Origin of the sequence: Rossellomorea sp. YZS02, from assembly GCF_033963925.1 — a bacterium.
Lineage (GTDB): Bacteria > Bacillota > Bacilli > Bacillales > Bacillaceae_B > Rossellomorea.
Window position 1 is genome coordinate 296,300 of record NZ_JAXBLY010000002.1, and the last position, 16,717, is coordinate 313,016.

Here is a 16,717-nt window from a genome sequence, read left to right on the forward strand (position 1 = left end):
CAAGTGGTCAAAAACGAAGCAGAAGAAACGTCCCCATGTTTCCCTATTTATTGGTCAGTTTCAAATTCCCTGTGTTTTGAATTTCTACATTGATGATAAATGATGCATTTAATTCAGGATAATACTTTGAACGCCAGTCTTTTAAGTTTTGTCGGGGTATTTCTTTTCGAAACAGTTGACCCAGTCCCCAAATATCGGCTTCCGATTTTTGTAGTTTGGTGACCATCTGTTCAAATCTGTTCGTCACAATTTTTTCGAAATCCTCTTTTATTGCTTTTTCTGAAGGCTCTCCTTTTGTTTCCAATACCATGATAACAAAGTTCATGTTGGTTACTAAAGATGGCCGATCTTGACTGAAGGTACTCTTGTGAGACATCGAGTCATCAAGAATTAATACACTTCCTAAATTGGTTACTTCTACTTTCCCTTGAGTACTTTCCCCATTAAATGCATTATATAATAGCGTTTCATCAGGACTGATTTCTTCTACCATTCTTCCGTTTTTGATTACCCCAGCCCCTTTGTACTCTACCAGGGTAGTCTCTCCACGTCGAAGAAGAGGTACGGCAACATCTCTTGTATAGGAATGGATACTCCTGTAGATTTGCCACACCCTTGTTAATGCAATTTCCGGATCCCACCCAGCATTTTTCTCAAAAAAACCGAAGAGATTGGTGCCACTGGGAGGAGTATCCTTTTCCATGCTGGCAAAGAAGTCCCCTATATTGTCATCACATATGGCAACGAGTGCTTTTGCAGAGATATCTCTTGATCTCATAATTCCAGAAATCAGATCTTCCACCCCTTCTTCCGCTAACCTTCTCTCCAATACAATCACCTTTACATGTAATAAATCAACATCTTGTTCTATATTGGTACTGATCTTCTCCACTGCTTCATTGATTGTTTCACCATACCCGATCACCACCCGGGTAATAATCGTGCCATTTTGAGGTTCTGGGATTTGCAAGTAGACTTTATATTTTTCCATCTCTTTCGAAACTCCCAGCACAACTGGCATGACCCGATGGTTAATATCCCTGTTATCCCAGCATCCGCTTAATAATACAACGGATAACAAAAGTACAATCCCCTTCTTTATGTTCTTCTTGCTCACACATTCTCCCCCTTTCTTTCTTTCACACCAAGGAAATAGATTGAGATTGGGACACCTAGTATGACGATGAATCGTATGGTCGTATTCCATTTGAACAGCATCTCCACACCCTCCCAATTATCAATCCATAAGCACACCAAATAGATAAATATAGATAGTCCAATAATAAGCAATGACGACTTGGCACTTGGCCATAGACACATGCGAATGATTCTTTCAAGCATCCATAATACTAATGAAATGTACAGGAGGGTGAAAATGACAATGCTAAGTAAGAAGAACACCGTTAACCGATCAAACATAATCCAGGTCAAATGAATAGCGTCTACCGTCATGACAAAGGGAAAAATAAAATGGGAAGTCGTTGCTTGTCCGAAAGTAAGAACAGGTACATAAACAGATAACAGAAAGATTGGTATAAGAACAATTCCTGTCCACAAAATCTTTCTTCCTTTGAACGGAACCAATGGGTGAATAAAGCCCAGAAACAGAAAAGAGCCACCAATGGCAAAGTAGCTTTTTAAATAAGAAGCTTTGGTTAAGAAGGAGAAATCATGGGGAAATAGGGGATAGATATAGCGCCAATCCACATTTTGAAAAGAGGCAATCATAATAAAACAAAGGATAGGAAACAATAGCAGGAAAATTAAGTAGCTGGTTCTGATTATCCCTTCTATCCCCTTCAGTGCTAAGTAGCATGCAACCGTCATGATAAGTGCCATAATGGCCCATAAAGGTGTCTTTGAAAGGAATACAATGGAAACAATCTCGGAATAGGCTCGCACAAAAATGATGTTTGCCATTAGAAAGTAAATAAAGGTTGGCGCAAGAAAAATAAATGTGAGAACCTTCCCTTTGGTCTTGTAAATGGTAATGATGTCTTTGTCAGGAAAACGACTGATCCCCTTCAACAATAAAGAGAGTAAGATGAAATGGATAGAGACTCCAATCATAATCGGAATCCAGTGTCCTTGAGTTGTACTCATTATTATATTGGCCGGATACAAGAAAAGGATGAGTCCCACATGAGTTAATAGGTACAGTATACTGACATACAGGCTTCTATCCACTATTATTTTCTCCTTTCATCGTAATATAAGGCATCCCTAACGTGTTAAAACCGGCTAGATAGGCAGAAACAAAAAATAGACCTGCAAATAATCCAAATACACCAAATATGGCGGAAAGGATTAATAGGATGTACTTAAAGATTCGAATAAATAGGGAATTGGCGAAACCAATGATGGTCGAATTGGCGATCGTTGTCGCAGCTAAAATAATGATGAGCAAATTACTGACTAACCTTGCCTCTACAACCGCCTGTCCCAAGATGATCCCTCCTACCATGGTAATCGTCGGGCCAACGCTTTTTGGAAGCCTTACACTCGCCTCCAATATTAACTCAAGAATAAGGAGCATTAACATCGTCTCAACAAATGCAGGATACGGGACCCCGTCTCGAGACTGCGCTACAGATAATGCTAATTCGATCCTGAGCATTTCCGGATTCACTGAAACCAATGCTACATATAATCCTGGAAGAATCACGGCAATAAGAGCTCCCGTTATTCTAAGCAGTCTTATGGCGAACATGATCGGATATGAATAATTTCGGTCATTCTCCAGAAAAAACAGATCTGAAAATACATTGGGAAGGATTAGAGCGAATGGGAATCTGTCTAAAAATAATACAATCTTCCCTCTTTCCAGGCTTCTATAAACCTCTAAAGGAATTTCAGTCGTTTTAAAACTCGAGATCACATTTCTTTTTGGAAATCCCAGCATATTCGAGATATCTTGTAGGTTGTTTAGCTCTAAGTGCTTATTCCTTTCCATTCTGGAAATGATTTCATCCTTCAGCTTCGCGTTGACTTTATCCGTACGAAATAGGAGCGAAACGCTCTTCTTTTGCTCCTCCCCAAATGAATAGGCCGTCACATTCAAGTTGACGGAATTGATCTCTTTGCGGATTACGCCGATATTTGTATTCAGGTCCTCAGTGAAAGAAAGTAAAGGGCCTTGTAGCATATTGTCATTCGTAGGTGGCTCGATTCCACGGCTCAATTCCCTGCCAACCGTGTCAACAAAAGGAATCAGAGCACTTTGACTCTTTATATAAATAAGCAGTTTGCCTTCTACTATTGTTTGAATAAGATCGCTTTGCTCTTTCTTCTCTTCAATTTGATGTAAAAACTCCCCTTCACCACTCAGATGAAAATGTTTCTCGAGAGCTTGTATCGTTTTGGGCATATCGATGAGGCTATCCAGACCAAGCAATACAATGTGTTTATGATCAATGATTTGCTCCAGCATGAAAAAGTCATCGTTACCACCAAGCACATCCTTGATTTCCTTTAAAATAGAATCCATATAAGGGAAGCTCCTCTAAATACATCATTAAAAACAACTTATCCATATCATGGATATTTTATTCAGGAAGCACGGGGACGGTTCTGTTGCTTCCTTCCACACAAAAAACGGTGACCGGGAAATCCGGTCACCGCTTTTCATCGTACTTATATAGAACCAAATCTATTTTTCTAATGTACCTCACTCCATGGATATTTTTTTCGTAGCAACATTTTGTTGAAATGCCTGATCATGCTCCACCATAAGCATGGTTGGGTTGAAGCTATGGATAAGCTCTTCAATCTGCATGCGTGAATAAATATCAATAAAGTTTAGTGGCTCATCCCAAATGTACAAATGGGCTTTCTCACATAAGCTTTTCGCTATAAGCAATTTTTTTGTCCACCAGATAATGGGAAATATCCTTTTCAAACTGAATCCGGTCAAAGTTCATCTTCCGTAGAATGGATTTAAACAACGTCTCATCAATCAGGCGCTCGTCAATAAAGTCAGATATAAATGAGACATACGAAATAACAAGACCCGAACCTACCTTCATTGTCCCTCTATACTGAAGGGGCTCCCCTATGATCAGTTTCAAAACACTACTTTTCCCACTTCCATTCTTCCCATCAAGGATGACGCGATCTCCTTGTTCCAGGTTAAAGCTGATCGGTTTATTCACGATTTTACCATCGCACATAACGGACACATCTGTCAGACTCACCAAATCTTTCGAAAGAAGTTCCAATGGCTATTATCACCCCTAAAAACCATTATTACTGTCATAGTATGTTTTCTCAGGAGTGCTTGGACGAAAGGACAAGTTAGTCATGGATTCCTTTTCCAGGAACGCGACAATTTGTCACGCGCAGATTCTATCCATCACTTGGCATCTGTACATCCTCTGAGACTACCACCTCCCATAAAACGACGGTGGTACTATCCCGCACATGATATTCCCGAATGGTGTTGAGAAGAGCCATGATGCCTTCGCTTCCTCCTGGATGCTGAAGAAGGATGTTGTAGATCTCTTTAGGGTCGGAGTAAGGTTCACCGGGGCATTCCACTAATCCATCTGTCGTCACCAGAATCCAATTCACGCCTTTTCTCAGTTCCCGTATTCCACTGCTATAGCAGGGAACGTCTAGATCAAAGGTGTTGACGTGACCGACCCAGTCGGGCGAGGTCCGGATGAAACAGGTATGAAAGGCAATCCCCTATCGAGAACCACCACAGGTACTTATTTTTCCTTAAAAGAATGATACAAGCTGTCTCCCCTTTGACCCGCCGACATTCAGACAAAAACTCCTTTTCCTGAAACATTTCCAGTATGGTTTCTTCTATTCCTTTAAAAGCTTGAGCAAACGGCTTGGTTAAAAGGACATAAATCTCTTCCTTAAAGTTTGCAAACTGGCGGAGCACCAATTCAGCACTTTCCGCGGAATAGTGGGCATCGAGCATCACAACAAATTCCCAGCTCCCTGTCTCATCCGCCCATATTAAGCATCCATCCTCATTTTTATATTGTCCTGCCGTTGAATTCCCGCCAAATCGTCCCAGAGTTAGGTGGCTAATGTGATCAATGATGATCTGATCGACATAACCGTCTTGACTTCCGACCCAGCTGAACTCACAAACGGAACGTGTCATAGGGCGTTTTTCTCCATATAGGCCTTCAAACGGGTGCACAGCTGTACCACTTCCTCGCTGCCCCCCATCGGAGCACTTTCCCAGTCGTACACCTCCATGGGACCCCAGAATTCCTCCGGTGTTCCCGGATATCGAGCGACCAAATGCATATGAAGATGTGGAACGGAATTGCCCGACACAAGCGAATAGATATGCTCAGCCTGCTCCGACTCCTTGAGAGCCTTACTGACTTTCGCCATCGTGATCCCAAACCTCTTCGCTTCCTCTTCCGTCATATCCGCAAGGGACGGAGCATGCCTCTTTAGATCAATCATGATATGACCTAAATAATTGGGTTTACCGTTTCGGTCGATGTGCCCCACGTACACATAGTCATCTTCGTAAATACATACCCCGGATGTCTCAATATCCCCGGCGTGCTTATCACATATAAAGCAATCCTTCCCCATTGCCCTTCCCCCTTTTACCATTGTAAAAACAAAAAATCCCACCGTCTCATAAAGAGACGATAGGATCTCTATCGCGGTACCACTCTTCTTGTTTCCATTCCAATCGAAATAAAACATCTCAAGGACCCGATGACGGAGGTTACCCGTATAGACCTACCTGTCAGTCTATCCACTCCTAGGCGAGTTGGGGAGGTCATTGACTGTCTTTCACCTAACGACAGCTCTCTACACAATAACGTATCCTTACTAATCCTAATCCATGTGTTTACCTATATCTTTTAGAACATTCTATATATTACCAATTTACTTGTCAATATGTATTTTAACAACCATAGGTACTGCCACGGGACCTTTTCCCTTGGCTCAGTCAAGCTTTTCTTCTCCACCTCTCACTCTTCAGTGTGTTAAAATATATTTGGAAACTACGGTAAAGGAGAGTTAGTGCGCACATGATCGATCAAGGTAAACAAACATACACGAAAGCCATTTGTGAAAAAATAATGAGTCAAAAACAAGAGCTTATCGTTCAAAAAGACAATCTGAGATTAAGCCAATATCGAAACATAGAATCACAGCTGCAGAGCTGGCGTGAGAATATCATTGACATTTATGCGAAATCAATTGAAAGTGGCTTAGAACCGGCCTTCCAGCAATTACAGGAGTGGGGTTCAGAAGCCGTCGATACACTGGTGAATTTCAATTTGCCGTTGGAGATTGCTTTGGACGAAGTAAGAGATTACCGAAATTTAATCGGACACATCATCAAAGAGGAAGCGTCCGCTTACAACTTGTCATTTGATCAATTTTATGACTTACTCTCAGACTTTGATGCAGTGGTGGACAGAGCCGTACATTGGCTGAGCATGTCGTATACAAGAAGATTCTTTACACGAATCAATGCGGCAGAAGCAACAGCGCTCGAGTTATCCATCCCGGTGATCAAAATCACCAATCAAGTCGGCATACTTCCTTTAATCGGTGACATTGACACCGAAAGAGCGCAAGAACTGATGGATAAAGCCCTCTCCAAAGGGAATGAATTATCCCTGGAATACTTAGTGATCGATCTATCCGGCGTTCCGATTATCGATACGATGGTGGCAGACCGCATTTTCAAAGTAGTCGATGCCCTATCCCTGATTGGAATCAAAACCATCCTATCCGGAATCAGACCAGAAATTGCCCAGACCATGACTCACCTTGGGATCGATAGTTCCAGAATCCCTGTGACCTCGAGTCTTCATATAGCGTTGGAGAAATTTTTGTAAGAAGCACAGGGATTGTTCCTGTGCTCTTTTTTTGTGATGGGACATTATGAATTGGGAAGGTTCCCATGCATTTCGTTTCTCCAGCCAAGGTACCTGTCCCCCTGGCTGCATAGGGACGGTTCTCATGCTTCCTTTTTCTGATTCCTTTACTATTCCCCCTCATAAACATCTAATGCCTTCCAGAAGAAGCAACGGTGCTTCTTTTCCACTATAGGAAACTGACAGCAATTTCAAGACTCCCTTGCGTCACACACCAAGGGTATATTCCCGAAGCAATAGGTTAATACCTAATAAAAAAAGGATTTACGGAGGTCGTGAAGCATTTGTATGCGTTTATGAGTGATATTGAAGTGACACTCTTATGGATTTACGTGGGAGTTATGTTTACAGGAGCAGCCGTCTTTGCCATATGGAGCATGAGAAGAAAAGGAGTTCCCAGGGTAGAGTATTTCATTGCTTTCCTTATTCCGGTTTGGTCGGGTCTAGCTTATATGTCCATGGCCATGGGACAGGGAGCTGTTCTCGTAGAAGGACAACTTGTTTATTTCGCCCGTTATCTAGACTGGGTCGTGACGACACCTTTATTGCTTACTGCTCTCGCGTTGACCGGTATGCATCAAGTAAAGAAGAAGGATCCAATCATCATTGCAAGCTTGATCGTAGCAGATGTCATCATGATTAGCACCGGATTTATCGCTGACCTTTCATCGGGTGTCATGGTGTATACCTGGTATCTCGCAGGTGTGACAGCATTCCTGGTCATCCTTTGGATCATTTGGGTACCATTGAGAAAAATGTCTAAGAAACAGGACCAAAGCGTTTATAAAGTGTACCTCATTATGTGTGGGTATCTGACCTTCTTCTGGATTAGCTATCCTATTGCATGGCTCCTTGGACCTTCAGGGCTCGAAATCACCGGACAGTCAGGGGATACATTGTTATTCGTCATCTTGCCCATCTTTTCAAAAGTTGGGTTCAGCTTATTGGATTTGTATCAATTACGTCATTTGAAGTATGGATGAAATGGGGGACGTGGAACGGGAACAGACCCCCTTCTTTGTAGCCCTATTAAGTAACAGGCCAAGAGCACGGGGACGGTTCTCGTGCTTCTATAATAAAAAGACAAAGGCAGTGCATGCCTTTGTCTCAAACTCTTTCTATTCAATACCTAATTCATTCTTGATATCTTCCAAGGACGAACCTTTATATTTTTCTTTTGGTTTCGGTGCAGAATCCACGCCAGGATCTGCTTCAAGGAAGTTGTATTCGACTAATTCGAAGTCCTTTGCATCAACCGTTCCGTCGAAATTCAGGTCCGCATGTTGATCATCCGTTCCCCAGCTGTTTTTCAACTCGACCGCATCCATGATATCAATCACGCTGTCCTGGTTGATGTCCCCGGCATCCTGCGTACGCAGAGGTAAGCCATGCCACGTGCCGACAATCTTATCTTCACGTTCATCAAAGATCGTGAACGTGGATTTGACCGGGAAGTGTCCTGGAATCGTCACTTCCATCTCGAAAGGCTTATCGGTCACTGGGAGCTTCGCTATGAAGTCATTGTTTCTGACCATTTCCCCGTCATGTACGTTGCCTTCCCAATCGGTGACCTTGATGGAAACGGGAGCGTTTGAATAGTCTATATTATTGTCATATACTCCGTCGGTACCAAAGAATCCTTGGGCCTTAATGTCCCCTCTTATCTCTGAATAGCTGCGCAGCAGTTCCGGATATTGTCCTTCAAAATATCCTTTTAAACTAGTCGTTTGACCATTTACGTCTGTATACTTGCTTGAGAAGGTCGGTGCCGTCACATAGTTCATTCTGTAGAATTTAGCATCCTTCGCTTCAAACGTCACTTCTGCCATTGGAATATCTCCATTTACTTCAACTTCCGGATTCTCCACATTCAGATGAACATCAAGGTGTCTTGTAGAACTACTTTTTTCCTTGTCCTCATACGTAATGTCAGAGTCACCATACTCAAGGAAATTCGGATGGACCTTCACGTCCGTCAACTCAAGTTGATTGCTGTCGTAATCTACTGAGAAAGATCCTTCTTTCAGTTGCTTCACATTATGGGACGACAGTGTCATCTTCAGCTTATCGCCAGCCATGACTTCTTTTTTATCCATGGAAGCCGTGGCATATTGTGTACCTTCTTTTACAAAGCTGTTGATAATCGGTCCACCCTGTGCGAAGTTTCCGACGGAATCGTGTGCGAAGAATCCAACAGGATACCGGCTGAGGATCGGGTTCATCAAGATTTCATCCGAAAGGTTCCCCTCACCATCTGTATTTAATGCCCCTGTTGGGAATGGTGATCCATAATGATAGACAATGTAATTATTGGATTGGGATGCTTCGAGTCCCGCTTTCTTCATATCTTCAATGGTCTTATCAAAAAGGGACATGGAGAATGGAACCGTTTCTTCTCCTTCTTTATACTCATACACACCCGTCGGCAATGTACTTGAAAACTCTGGAGCTGTATTATCAATGAATGTATCCGTTTCTTTCGTAAACGTTTTACCTTCACTGTTCGTCCCCACTAATCTTAGCTTGTAATGGCCTTCCGGTGCCAATGCAGGGTTGACTGATATACGGTTACCTTCATACGGATAATAGTAACCTGCAAAGGCCGAGTTAATAATGATCATCTGTCCCTCATTGATTCCTGAAGTATTCATGACCCCGACCAGTCCCATTTCTTTATTCGTCTTCCCATCCACCAACACGACGCTGATCTGTTCCATAGGTGACTTCAACGTGAAATCCATTGGGGTATAATTGAACAAGGTTCCGAATTGATTATTCTCTTTCGTCGAGAAGTTGAACGCTCTGACTGATTCAATTCCTTCTTCGGAAATTCGGATACCAAATGGGATTTGATATTCTTCAGAAGGATTTTCCTCATTCACATAACGGATATACCCTTCATAGTAACCCTCTTCAGCTGTTTTAGGGATCGTTAAGGATACGTTCGTTTTCTTTGTCTTCCCGGCCTTCACCTTAATGTTTTCATCAAAGGTTAGATTGATTCCGTTTTTGGATGCGTCAAGCGACTGATTGGTAAATTCCACACTAGCATGAAACGATTTTGTTTCTTCTCCGGAATTCTCAATCATAATGGTACGCTGATCTTTTAGTGCTTTATCAATATATTGAAATCCGAAGCTCATCCCCCCGGTCTGCTCATCAATGTTCATTTCTTCTCCATTCATGAGAGTGGTTGTTTCATCAATGACCTGAAAATTCATATCTGAATGAATGGCTTCATAAGGGTCCACCCTGCCTGCGCCGACTTCATAGACACTATAATCGCCGTTCATAGAATCCGCGGTGTTCATGAAAATGGATTTCACATCTGCCGGTTCCAAGTCATTATTGGATTGTAATAATAGTGCCGCCATACCAGCTACATGTGGGGATGCCATGGAAGTTCCCGATAATCTCGCATAGGCGTAGTCATACGTTCCGTTTTCTTTATCGTTGATATAGGATGGAACCGTTGATAACACTCCCACACCAGGGGCAACAATTTCAGGTTTGATATCATAATTCATTTTCGATGGTCCCCTTGAGCTGAAATCGGCAAGGCGGTCACCCTCTGTTGTGATGGCTTGCATATCGCTAAAGGTAAAGGTTTCTCCTTTCTGGATGCCGGCCTTCAACGCCTCTCCTTCTGCCTTTGTCAGGGAGAATGTAGGAACGAAATCGACTCCCTCTCCAAGGTAATGAGGGATATGCCCTTCTTCATCGTTATTGTTGTAAATCATGACGGCTTTCGCTCCATGCGAGGCTGCCGCTTTAATCTTATCCACAAACGAAATCTCACCACGGCTGATCAATGCGATATTCCCGGCTACCGGCTTACCGATAAAATCATTGTTACTGGCAGCAAGACCCACATCTACTAGTTGCATACTACTATCCTCTAAATCTGTGAGATGATCACTATAATTTCTGGCCATCAGCTGAAGGTTGACGCTTTCTGCTCCATATTGACCTTTGAATGTTGCAATATCGATCGGGACATCACTTGCACCAACCGTTAAGGCAAGGGCCGCGGTTCCAGGTGAGCCTAATGTAAAGGATTCACTTCCGCTATTACCAGCCGAAACGACAGCCGTCACACCGCTGAGGACAGCGTTATTCACCGCTACAGAAGTCGGATACAGGGGATCATTGACACCTGCCCCAAGAGAAAGGTTGATGACATCCATTCCGTCCGCAACGGCACGATCAATCCCTGCAATGACCCCTTCACTCGACCCTCTTCCATAAGGTCCGAGGACACGGTAGCTATATAGATCCGCTTCAGGTGCAACCCCTTTTATACTGTACTCGCTTTCATTATCTCCTTCACCGGCAACCGTACCGGCCACATGAGTCCCATGTTCAGTATAATAGGAATTCCCATTCGAAAATTCCGGTAAACCGGACTCTTTCCATTCTTGATACGTTGCTTCCATAGGATCATTGTCATTGTCCACGAAGTCATAACCGCCTTTATAGACACCATCCAAGTCAGGGTGGTGATAATCGATCCCTGTATCAAGGACCCCCACTTTGATTCCTTTGCCGGTAAACCCTTCATTATGTAGCTTATCGACTCCTAAGTAAGGAAGGCTTTCCATCATATATTCTTCCGCTGATGTGTTAGACGTATCCTCTGATGGAACTGGTGGATCAATTTTAACATCGACGTCGCTGTAGACCGCTCTTACCACATCCAGATTGATTAATTCTTCAATTCTATTAGCTGGAAGTTCCAAGGAAACACCGTTCATGGCGTTTTTAAACACCTGACCTACCTTGTAACCGTTATTGCTTTTCCCCTTGAACATTTTGGCTAATTCATTTTTGAAATCTTTTTGATCCTTTTCTACATGTGCCTTTGCTTCACGAGCGTCTATGCTCTTTCCTTCCAGTTTCGCTTTCAACCGAGCGACTTTTTCAGGAGGGTGGTCGAGCTGTACGATGACTTTCACCGAACTGTCACTCTTGAGGTTAACCGTTTTATCTAAATATAGTCCTTGCTTCTCCACTGACTGTAGCTGCTTATAGTTTTCCAGCTGCTGTTGCGACATGTTTGAAAGTACGGATTCAATGGATGTTGGTTTTTCTGCCAGGACATTGATTGCCGGAATATTCCCGGAACCGAGCAAAAGGCCTGTACCTAATGCATACACTAGCATTTTTTTATTCTTCTTCATTTACGTATCCCATCCTCTTTGTCTTAATTTTCTAACACTTTGAATATAGCATTGGTCACACCTGTAACCTATTGGGAAATCCATGTAGGTATATAGATTCGGGTTCAAGATTTAAAAACGGCAGAAGGATGTAACGGCAGGAACGGAAACCGGGCTGATTCACAAGATATACCATTTGGCCCACGTTTCGACCCTCTCCAACATTTCCATTTAAAGTGAATACGCAGTATAAATAGACCAGGTCTATACACTCATTTTGATTTCCCAAGAAGGAGCCGGGGGACAGACCTTGGCCTGTTTTCCAAATAAAAAACAGAAAGCCATGGGACCTGTCCCCATGGCTTTCCTTGCAACGGTATTAAACTAAAGCCTACTCCAAAATCATATCAATATGCGGAATCCCATCATCCAGATAGGTTTCCGTGATCGCCCTAAATCCAAATGATCCATAGAACTCCCGTAGATATTCCTGAGCCTGAATCTTCACCGGTTGTTGCCCCCACTCCTCATGAATGAATGCCAACCCTCTTTTCACTAACTCGCTTGCCAACCCTTTCCCGCGATAACCTTCCTTTACAAGGACTCTCCCAATGGACGGTTGCTCATACGATACCCCTGCAGGCAAGAGCCTAGCATAGGCAACAACCTCACCATTTTCTTCCTTATAAAGATGATAGGAATGCAGATCCTTCCCATCAACTTCAAGGTAGGCGCATTCCTGCTCCACGACGAAAACCTCAGTCCTTACTTGTAATAGTTCGTATAGCTCGTGGGTTGATAGATCTGTAAAGCTCTTTACTTTCCAGCTCATGAAATTGGCCACCTCTTTTATGGTTTAAAGAGCCACCTGGACAGGTACCTTGGCTCATTTTTCACTATTGTACCACGGGAAGCAGGGGGACGGTTCTCTTGCTTCCCGTGGTACAATTCACCAACACTATTCCCTCTCCAATCCCTGAAGCTCATTCACCGTTACAAATTCATATCCTTCTTCTGCCAATGATTGTATGACCCCTTCAAGAGTCTTCAATTCCTCACCAGTCCTGTCATACATCGCATGCAGTAAAATAATCGAGCCCGGTGTGACATTGTCATTCACGTATTCTATTTTATCGGCAGAAACCGTATAAAACGTATCCGGTTCAATATTCCACATTACCGTGTCTCGATCATGCTTGGATAAATAATAAGGCAATCCCACGATTTTTTTCCCGTTTGGCGGGCGAAAGTCAATTTCCCCCGAATAGCCGGCTTCTCGAATCAGATCGTCTGTTTTTTCAATCTCTTCCTTAATGAACGAAGGTGATTTCAAAATCATCCGGTGATGGGAATACGTATGATTTCCGATCTGATGACCTTCTTCTATCAGCTTCTTCGCTTCTTCAGGATGTTCTTCTATATCATTCCCGATCAGAAAGAACGTTGCTTTGATATTATACTTTTTCAACAATGCGATGATGTCATCCACATTCTTGGTTGGACCGTCATCAAATGTTAGAGCAACCACTTTGTGATTGGTTTCCACCTTATCAGTTAGCCCACCAAACAATTGAAACGTTCTGGCGTTCATCAATTTAAACGTACCGAATAATAATAAGAAAATGATGACAATGACTGTTCCGATAAATATGAGTTTCTTTTTCATCCGTTGTAAATTCCCCTTTTTCGTTTGAATGAAGCCTGGGGCCGATTCTTTTGCTTCCTTTTTTAGTAGAATCCCCCCTCTATCATACGTCAAAATAGTAGATACAAAAAAGCCCCACTCCCAAACATGGGGTGAAGCTCAAACGCAGGGACGGTTCTCCTGCATCCAAAATAACATTCAGGAAATCCGTCCCTTATTTAACCTATCCTTCATCAGAACAAGCTCTATTCATCCTTACAGTTCCTCATACCACTCATCCGAAACCGGCTCCAGCCACTCAGGCTTTCCCGCAGTGATGGCGACATGCGAGAACCAGCTGTCCTTCGTCGCACCGTGCCAGTGCTTGATGCCGTCATGGGTAACAATGACATCGCCGGCTTTCAAGAACTGAGCTTCTTTTCCTTCTTCCTGATACCATCCTTCTCCCCCGGTGACCAACAGCACCTGATAGCCATCGCGATGGACGTGCCAGTTATTCCGGCACCCGGGTTCGAACGTGACGTTCCCGACCACGACACTCACCTTGGGATCAAATACCAGACCCTTCAGATAACTCTGCCCAACAAAATACTGGGCAAATGCTTCATTCTTATCTCCAACAGGGAACAAGCCCCCGTCTTTCAATTCTTCATGCTTTGCCATAAGGCAATCCCCCTTCTATTATTTTTTGCTGAAGACTGGGAAGAAGTCGTGCTCCCCGTGGCTTTCAAGACTTTTCACCTGCTTCAATGCTTCCATGTCTGAATCGCTGATGATGAAATCAAGCTCGGCATTATTCTTCATATGATCAGGATTCGCTGTTTTTGGAATGACCACAAGTCCAAGCTGGATGTCATAGCGCAGGCAAAGCTGGGCCACGCTCACCCCGTATTGTTCTGCCATGGCCTTTACTTCTTCATGTTCTAGAACGGCACCGTGGCCAATCGGAGAGTAAGCTTCCACGAGGATGCCGCTCTCCTGACAGAATTCGATGAGCTCCGTCGGCGTATGGCTTACGTGAGCGAGGATCTGGTTGACCATCGGCTTGACTTTCGAGTGCTCGAGGATGTTCTCGACATCATCCTGAAGGAAGTTGGACAGGCCGATCGCCTTCACCTTCCCGGCTTCATACGCATCCTCCAGCGCCTTCCATACATTTCTGTTCTCTTCAAAATAACGGTTCTCTTCACGGAACTCCGCCCACGGCTGCGGGCTATGGACGATCATCAGATCGATATAGTCCATTCCAAGCTTCTCTAAGGACGCATCAATCGATTCCGCCACCGCTTCATACGTTTTCGCCTCTCCCGCTACCTTCGATGTGACGAAGATTTCTTCCCTCGCCACGCCACTCAAGCGGATTCCTTCGCCGACTCCTGCTTCGTTTCCATACGCCTGGGCCGTATCAATGTGACGATACCCAATGGCAATCGCCTCCTGCACAGCCTTCGATGTTTGCTCGTCATCCAAGAGCCAAGTCCCGAGACCAAGCATCGGAATCTCGACTCCGTTTGATAATTTGCTTTTTTCATTGAACATATCATCGTCTCCCTTCTTTTATAAAAACGAAATCGTATATTGATACGATACCGCACATCTGTGTATAATATAAAACGACATAGAGACATCTTCAATGATCAAAACACCTTGATTTGTGCGTTATCGCACAACGAAGACCATATTGTACGAAAACAATAAAGGAGTTGCCCATGACCAAGATCGACCGCAGGGTACAGAAAACACTAGAAGCCATCAAAGGGGCATTCATCCAATTGATGTCGGAGAAAGGCTTTGACCATATCACCATCCAGGACATCTCCGACCGGGCCAACGTCGGCCGCCGAACCATCTACGATCACTATCTCGACAAATTCGATATCCTGGACCGCCTCATCGAAGAGCACATCCACGAGCTACGGAAACTGTGTCAAGATGCAGCCGACCTGAGCTACGAGGAAGGCAATATGATCTGGTTCGACTATTTCCAGCAGAATGAAGCCTTCTTCACGACCATCCTGTCCAGTAAAGGCGCACCAACATTCCGCACCAGCTTCCTCGCCTTTGTCATCGAAGAATTAGAGGCGGATGTCGATGTTACCGAAGGAATCAATCAAGGAATGAGCAAAGAACTCGTGCTGAAGTTCTTTGGAGCCGCCATCGTTGAAATCGTAGAAGCGTGGATTACCGGGGGGCTCTCTGAACCCGCAGAGGTTGTGGCAAGTCAGATGGGGAGTTTGTTGGACCGGAATTTATGAAGGGCCATGGGGACAGGTCCCTTGGCTTGTTCTTCTTCTAACTAGGCTCTGTTAAAGTTAAATGTTGATAAGTAGAAAAAAGGAACTTCCGTTTTAAGGAAGTTCCTTTAGATTATTTATTTAACTCTTCGGTAAGGATGTTGATGGCTTCCATTACTTCTTTAACATTTTTTTTGTCATTCAATTCATCTCTAGCGTGTAGTAATACTGGTCGAACCGACTCAACTGAACGTCCAAATTCATACATCCAATCATATCTAGGAACCATCCAAATATGAAAATGATGAGTAGTGTCCTCATTGTAGAAATAGTAGACATATTCAATACCTAAAGCTTCTCTTTGCGCTTTTCTAATCTTTGATAGAATGTTTATGTAATCTAACCTCTCTGGTTCGGTCAATTCATCCAAACATTTGATGTGTCTTTTAGAAGCTAAAATTATTAATCCTCTAATAGGATATGCGACATCTTGATGAGCATGAAAGTGCTCTGTTTCAATGACCACACCGCCGTCTGGTTCAATCATTCCACTTGTTAATGCACAACTAAGACATTCCACTTCTACTGTTTCTCCATTTGATAAGGTGATTTTTCTCAAGCGATTCCTCCGAACACATAATAGTATAGTTCCTGCTAATTCAAGATAACAACTCAAAGCTAGTTTATCCTAAGTGTATCATAGGTTTGACACTTGGAATTAAATTCCCTTTTATTATCATACCGTTCATTATGACTCCAATTCGCTGATGATAAATACTTTCCAAAACTTGAGATTAACATTTA

General features: G+C 43.3%; 15 protein-coding genes, 2 pseudogenes and 1 other annotated feature. Of the genes and pseudogenes, 3 read left to right on the forward strand and 14 right to left on the reverse strand.

Annotated elements, in window-relative coordinates; all coding sequences use genetic code 11:
* Window positions 1-43: 43 nt before the first annotated feature.
* The 7 genes and pseudogenes from SLH55_RS03915 to SLH55_RS03945 all read right to left on the reverse strand — a co-directional run bounded on the left by SLH55_RS03915 (window position 44) and on the right by SLH55_RS03945 (window position 5,568).
* Entirely contained in the window at window positions 44-1,117 is a 1,074-nt protein-coding gene (locus tag SLH55_RS03915; protein WP_320322712.1) for a Ger(x)C family spore germination protein, read from the reverse strand.
* Window positions 1,114-2,187, reverse strand: a complete 1,074-nt coding sequence (locus SLH55_RS03920; RefSeq protein ID WP_320322713.1) for a GerAB/ArcD/ProY family transporter — start codon at window positions 2,185-2,187, stop codon at window positions 1,114-1,116. Before SLH55_RS03920 ends, SLH55_RS03915 begins: the two co-directional genes overlap by 4 nt.
* Window positions 2,180-3,487 (reverse strand): spore germination protein, encoded by a 1,308-nt coding sequence (locus SLH55_RS03925; RefSeq protein WP_320322714.1) that lies wholly within the window; start codon window positions 3,485-3,487, stop codon window positions 2,180-2,182. The genes SLH55_RS03920 and SLH55_RS03925 overlap by 8 nt, the downstream gene beginning before the upstream one ends.
* Before the next feature lie 180 nt (window positions 3,488-3,667).
* A pseudogene (locus SLH55_RS03930) lies at window positions 3,668-4,220 on the reverse strand (ATP-binding cassette domain-containing protein); the annotation flags it as partial.
* A gap of 124 nt (window positions 4,221-4,344) precedes the next feature.
* Window positions 4,345-4,569, reverse strand: coding sequence for a hypothetical protein (locus SLH55_RS03935; RefSeq protein ID WP_320322715.1), 225 nt, complete (start codon window positions 4,567-4,569; stop codon window positions 4,345-4,347).
* 49 nt (window positions 4,570-4,618) lie between these two features.
* Window positions 4,619-5,119 (reverse strand): protein phosphatase 2C domain-containing protein, encoded by a 501-nt coding sequence (locus SLH55_RS03940; RefSeq protein WP_320322716.1) that lies wholly within the window; start codon window positions 5,117-5,119, stop codon window positions 4,619-4,621.
* Window positions 5,116-5,568: an HIT family protein gene (locus SLH55_RS03945; RefSeq protein WP_219167414.1), complete on the reverse strand. Its 453-nt coding sequence runs from the start codon at window positions 5,566-5,568 to the stop codon at window positions 5,116-5,118. The genes SLH55_RS03940 and SLH55_RS03945 overlap by 4 nt, the downstream gene beginning before the upstream one ends.
* A 49-nt stretch (window positions 5,569-5,617) precedes the next feature.
* Window positions 5,618-5,837 (reverse strand) — a binding site (T-box leader).
* A 180-nt stretch (window positions 5,838-6,017) separates the two neighbouring features.
* On the opposite strand from SLH55_RS03945, the gene SLH55_RS03950 reads away from it, so the two are divergent.
* Both SLH55_RS03950 and SLH55_RS03955 read left to right on the forward strand, forming a co-directional pair.
* Window positions 6,018-6,836, forward strand: coding sequence for an STAS domain-containing protein (locus SLH55_RS03950; RefSeq protein WP_320322717.1), 819 nt, complete (start codon window positions 6,018-6,020; stop codon window positions 6,834-6,836).
* A 314-nt stretch (window positions 6,837-7,150) separates the two neighbouring features.
* Window positions 7,151-7,858, forward strand: a complete 708-nt coding sequence (locus SLH55_RS03955) for a bacteriorhodopsin (protein ID WP_320322718.1) — start codon at window positions 7,151-7,153, stop codon at window positions 7,856-7,858.
* 135 nt (window positions 7,859-7,993) lie between these two features.
* Here SLH55_RS03955 and SLH55_RS03960 read toward each other — a convergent pair whose 3' ends face one another.
* The 5 genes from SLH55_RS03960 to SLH55_RS03980 all read right to left on the reverse strand — a co-directional run bounded on the left by SLH55_RS03960 (window position 7,994) and on the right by SLH55_RS03980 (window position 15,218).
* Complete coding sequence (locus SLH55_RS03960; RefSeq protein ID WP_320322719.1) at window positions 7,994-12,055, reverse strand: S8 family serine peptidase; 4,062 nt, start codon at window positions 12,053-12,055, stop codon at window positions 7,994-7,996.
* Between the two features lie 370 nt (window positions 12,056-12,425).
* Complete coding sequence (locus SLH55_RS03965; protein ID WP_320322720.1) at window positions 12,426-12,866, reverse strand: GNAT family N-acetyltransferase; 441 nt, start codon at window positions 12,864-12,866, stop codon at window positions 12,426-12,428.
* A gap of 126 nt (window positions 12,867-12,992) precedes the next feature.
* Complete coding sequence (locus tag SLH55_RS03970; RefSeq protein WP_320322721.1) at window positions 12,993-13,700, reverse strand: polysaccharide deacetylase family protein; 708 nt, start codon at window positions 13,698-13,700, stop codon at window positions 12,993-12,995.
* A 234-nt stretch (window positions 13,701-13,934) separates the two neighbouring features.
* Window positions 13,935-14,342, reverse strand: coding sequence for a cupin domain-containing protein (locus SLH55_RS03975; protein ID WP_320322722.1), 408 nt, complete (start codon window positions 14,340-14,342; stop codon window positions 13,935-13,937).
* An 18-nt stretch (window positions 14,343-14,360) separates the two neighbouring features.
* Window positions 14,361-15,218, reverse strand: coding sequence for an aldo/keto reductase (locus SLH55_RS03980; protein WP_320322723.1), 858 nt, complete (start codon window positions 15,216-15,218; stop codon window positions 14,361-14,363).
* Between the two features lie 170 nt (window positions 15,219-15,388).
* Between SLH55_RS03980 and SLH55_RS03985 the strand changes: the two genes are divergently transcribed.
* A complete protein-coding gene (locus tag SLH55_RS03985; protein WP_320322746.1) occupies window positions 15,389-15,934 on the forward strand; it encodes a TetR/AcrR family transcriptional regulator in 546 nt (181 codons plus the stop codon).
* A 112-nt stretch (window positions 15,935-16,046) separates the two neighbouring features.
* Here the strand turns inward: SLH55_RS03985 and SLH55_RS03990 are convergent, their stop codons facing one another.
* Complete coding sequence (locus SLH55_RS03990; protein ID WP_320322724.1) at window positions 16,047-16,532, reverse strand: diadenosine tetraphosphate hydrolase; 486 nt, start codon at window positions 16,530-16,532, stop codon at window positions 16,047-16,049.
* Window positions 16,533-16,591: 59 nt separating this feature from the next.
* Window positions 16,592-16,704, reverse strand: a pseudogene (locus SLH55_RS03995) (IS1595 family transposase); the annotation flags it as partial.
* Window positions 16,705-16,717 lie beyond the last annotated feature (13 nt).

Coding starts and splice junctions, on each gene's coding strand:
- SLH55_RS03925 (WP_320322714.1), bottom strand. CDS start 3,487: ATGGATTCTATTTTAAAGGAAATCAAGGATGTGCTTGGTGGTAACGAT.
- SLH55_RS03940 (WP_320322716.1), bottom strand. CDS start 5,119: ATGACACGTTCCGTTTGTGAGTTCAGCTGGGTCGGAAGTCAAGACGGT.
- SLH55_RS03945 (WP_219167414.1), bottom strand. CDS start 5,568: ATGGGGAAGGATTGCTTTATATGTGATAAGCACGCCGGGGATATTGAG.
- SLH55_RS03950 (WP_320322717.1), top strand. CDS start 6,018: ATGATCGATCAAGGTAAACAAACATACACGAAAGCCATTTGTGAAAAA.
- SLH55_RS03960 (WP_320322719.1), bottom strand. CDS start 12,055: ATGAAGAAGAATAAAAAAATGCTAGTGTATGCATTAGGTACAGGCCTT.
- SLH55_RS03965 (WP_320322720.1), bottom strand. CDS start 12,866: ATGAGCTGGAAAGTAAAGAGCTTTACAGATCTATCAACCCACGAGCTA.
- SLH55_RS03970 (WP_320322721.1), bottom strand. CDS start 13,700: ATGAAAAAGAAACTCATATTTATCGGAACAGTCATTGTCATCATTTTC.
- SLH55_RS03975 (WP_320322722.1), bottom strand. CDS start 14,342: ATGGCAAAGCATGAAGAATTGAAAGACGGGGGCTTGTTCCCTGTTGGA.
- SLH55_RS03980 (WP_320322723.1), bottom strand. CDS start 15,218: ATGTTCAATGAAAAAAGCAAATTATCAAACGGAGTCGAGATTCCGATG.
- SLH55_RS03985 (WP_320322746.1), top strand. CDS start 15,389: ATGACCAAGATCGACCGCAGGGTACAGAAAACACTAGAAGCCATCAAA.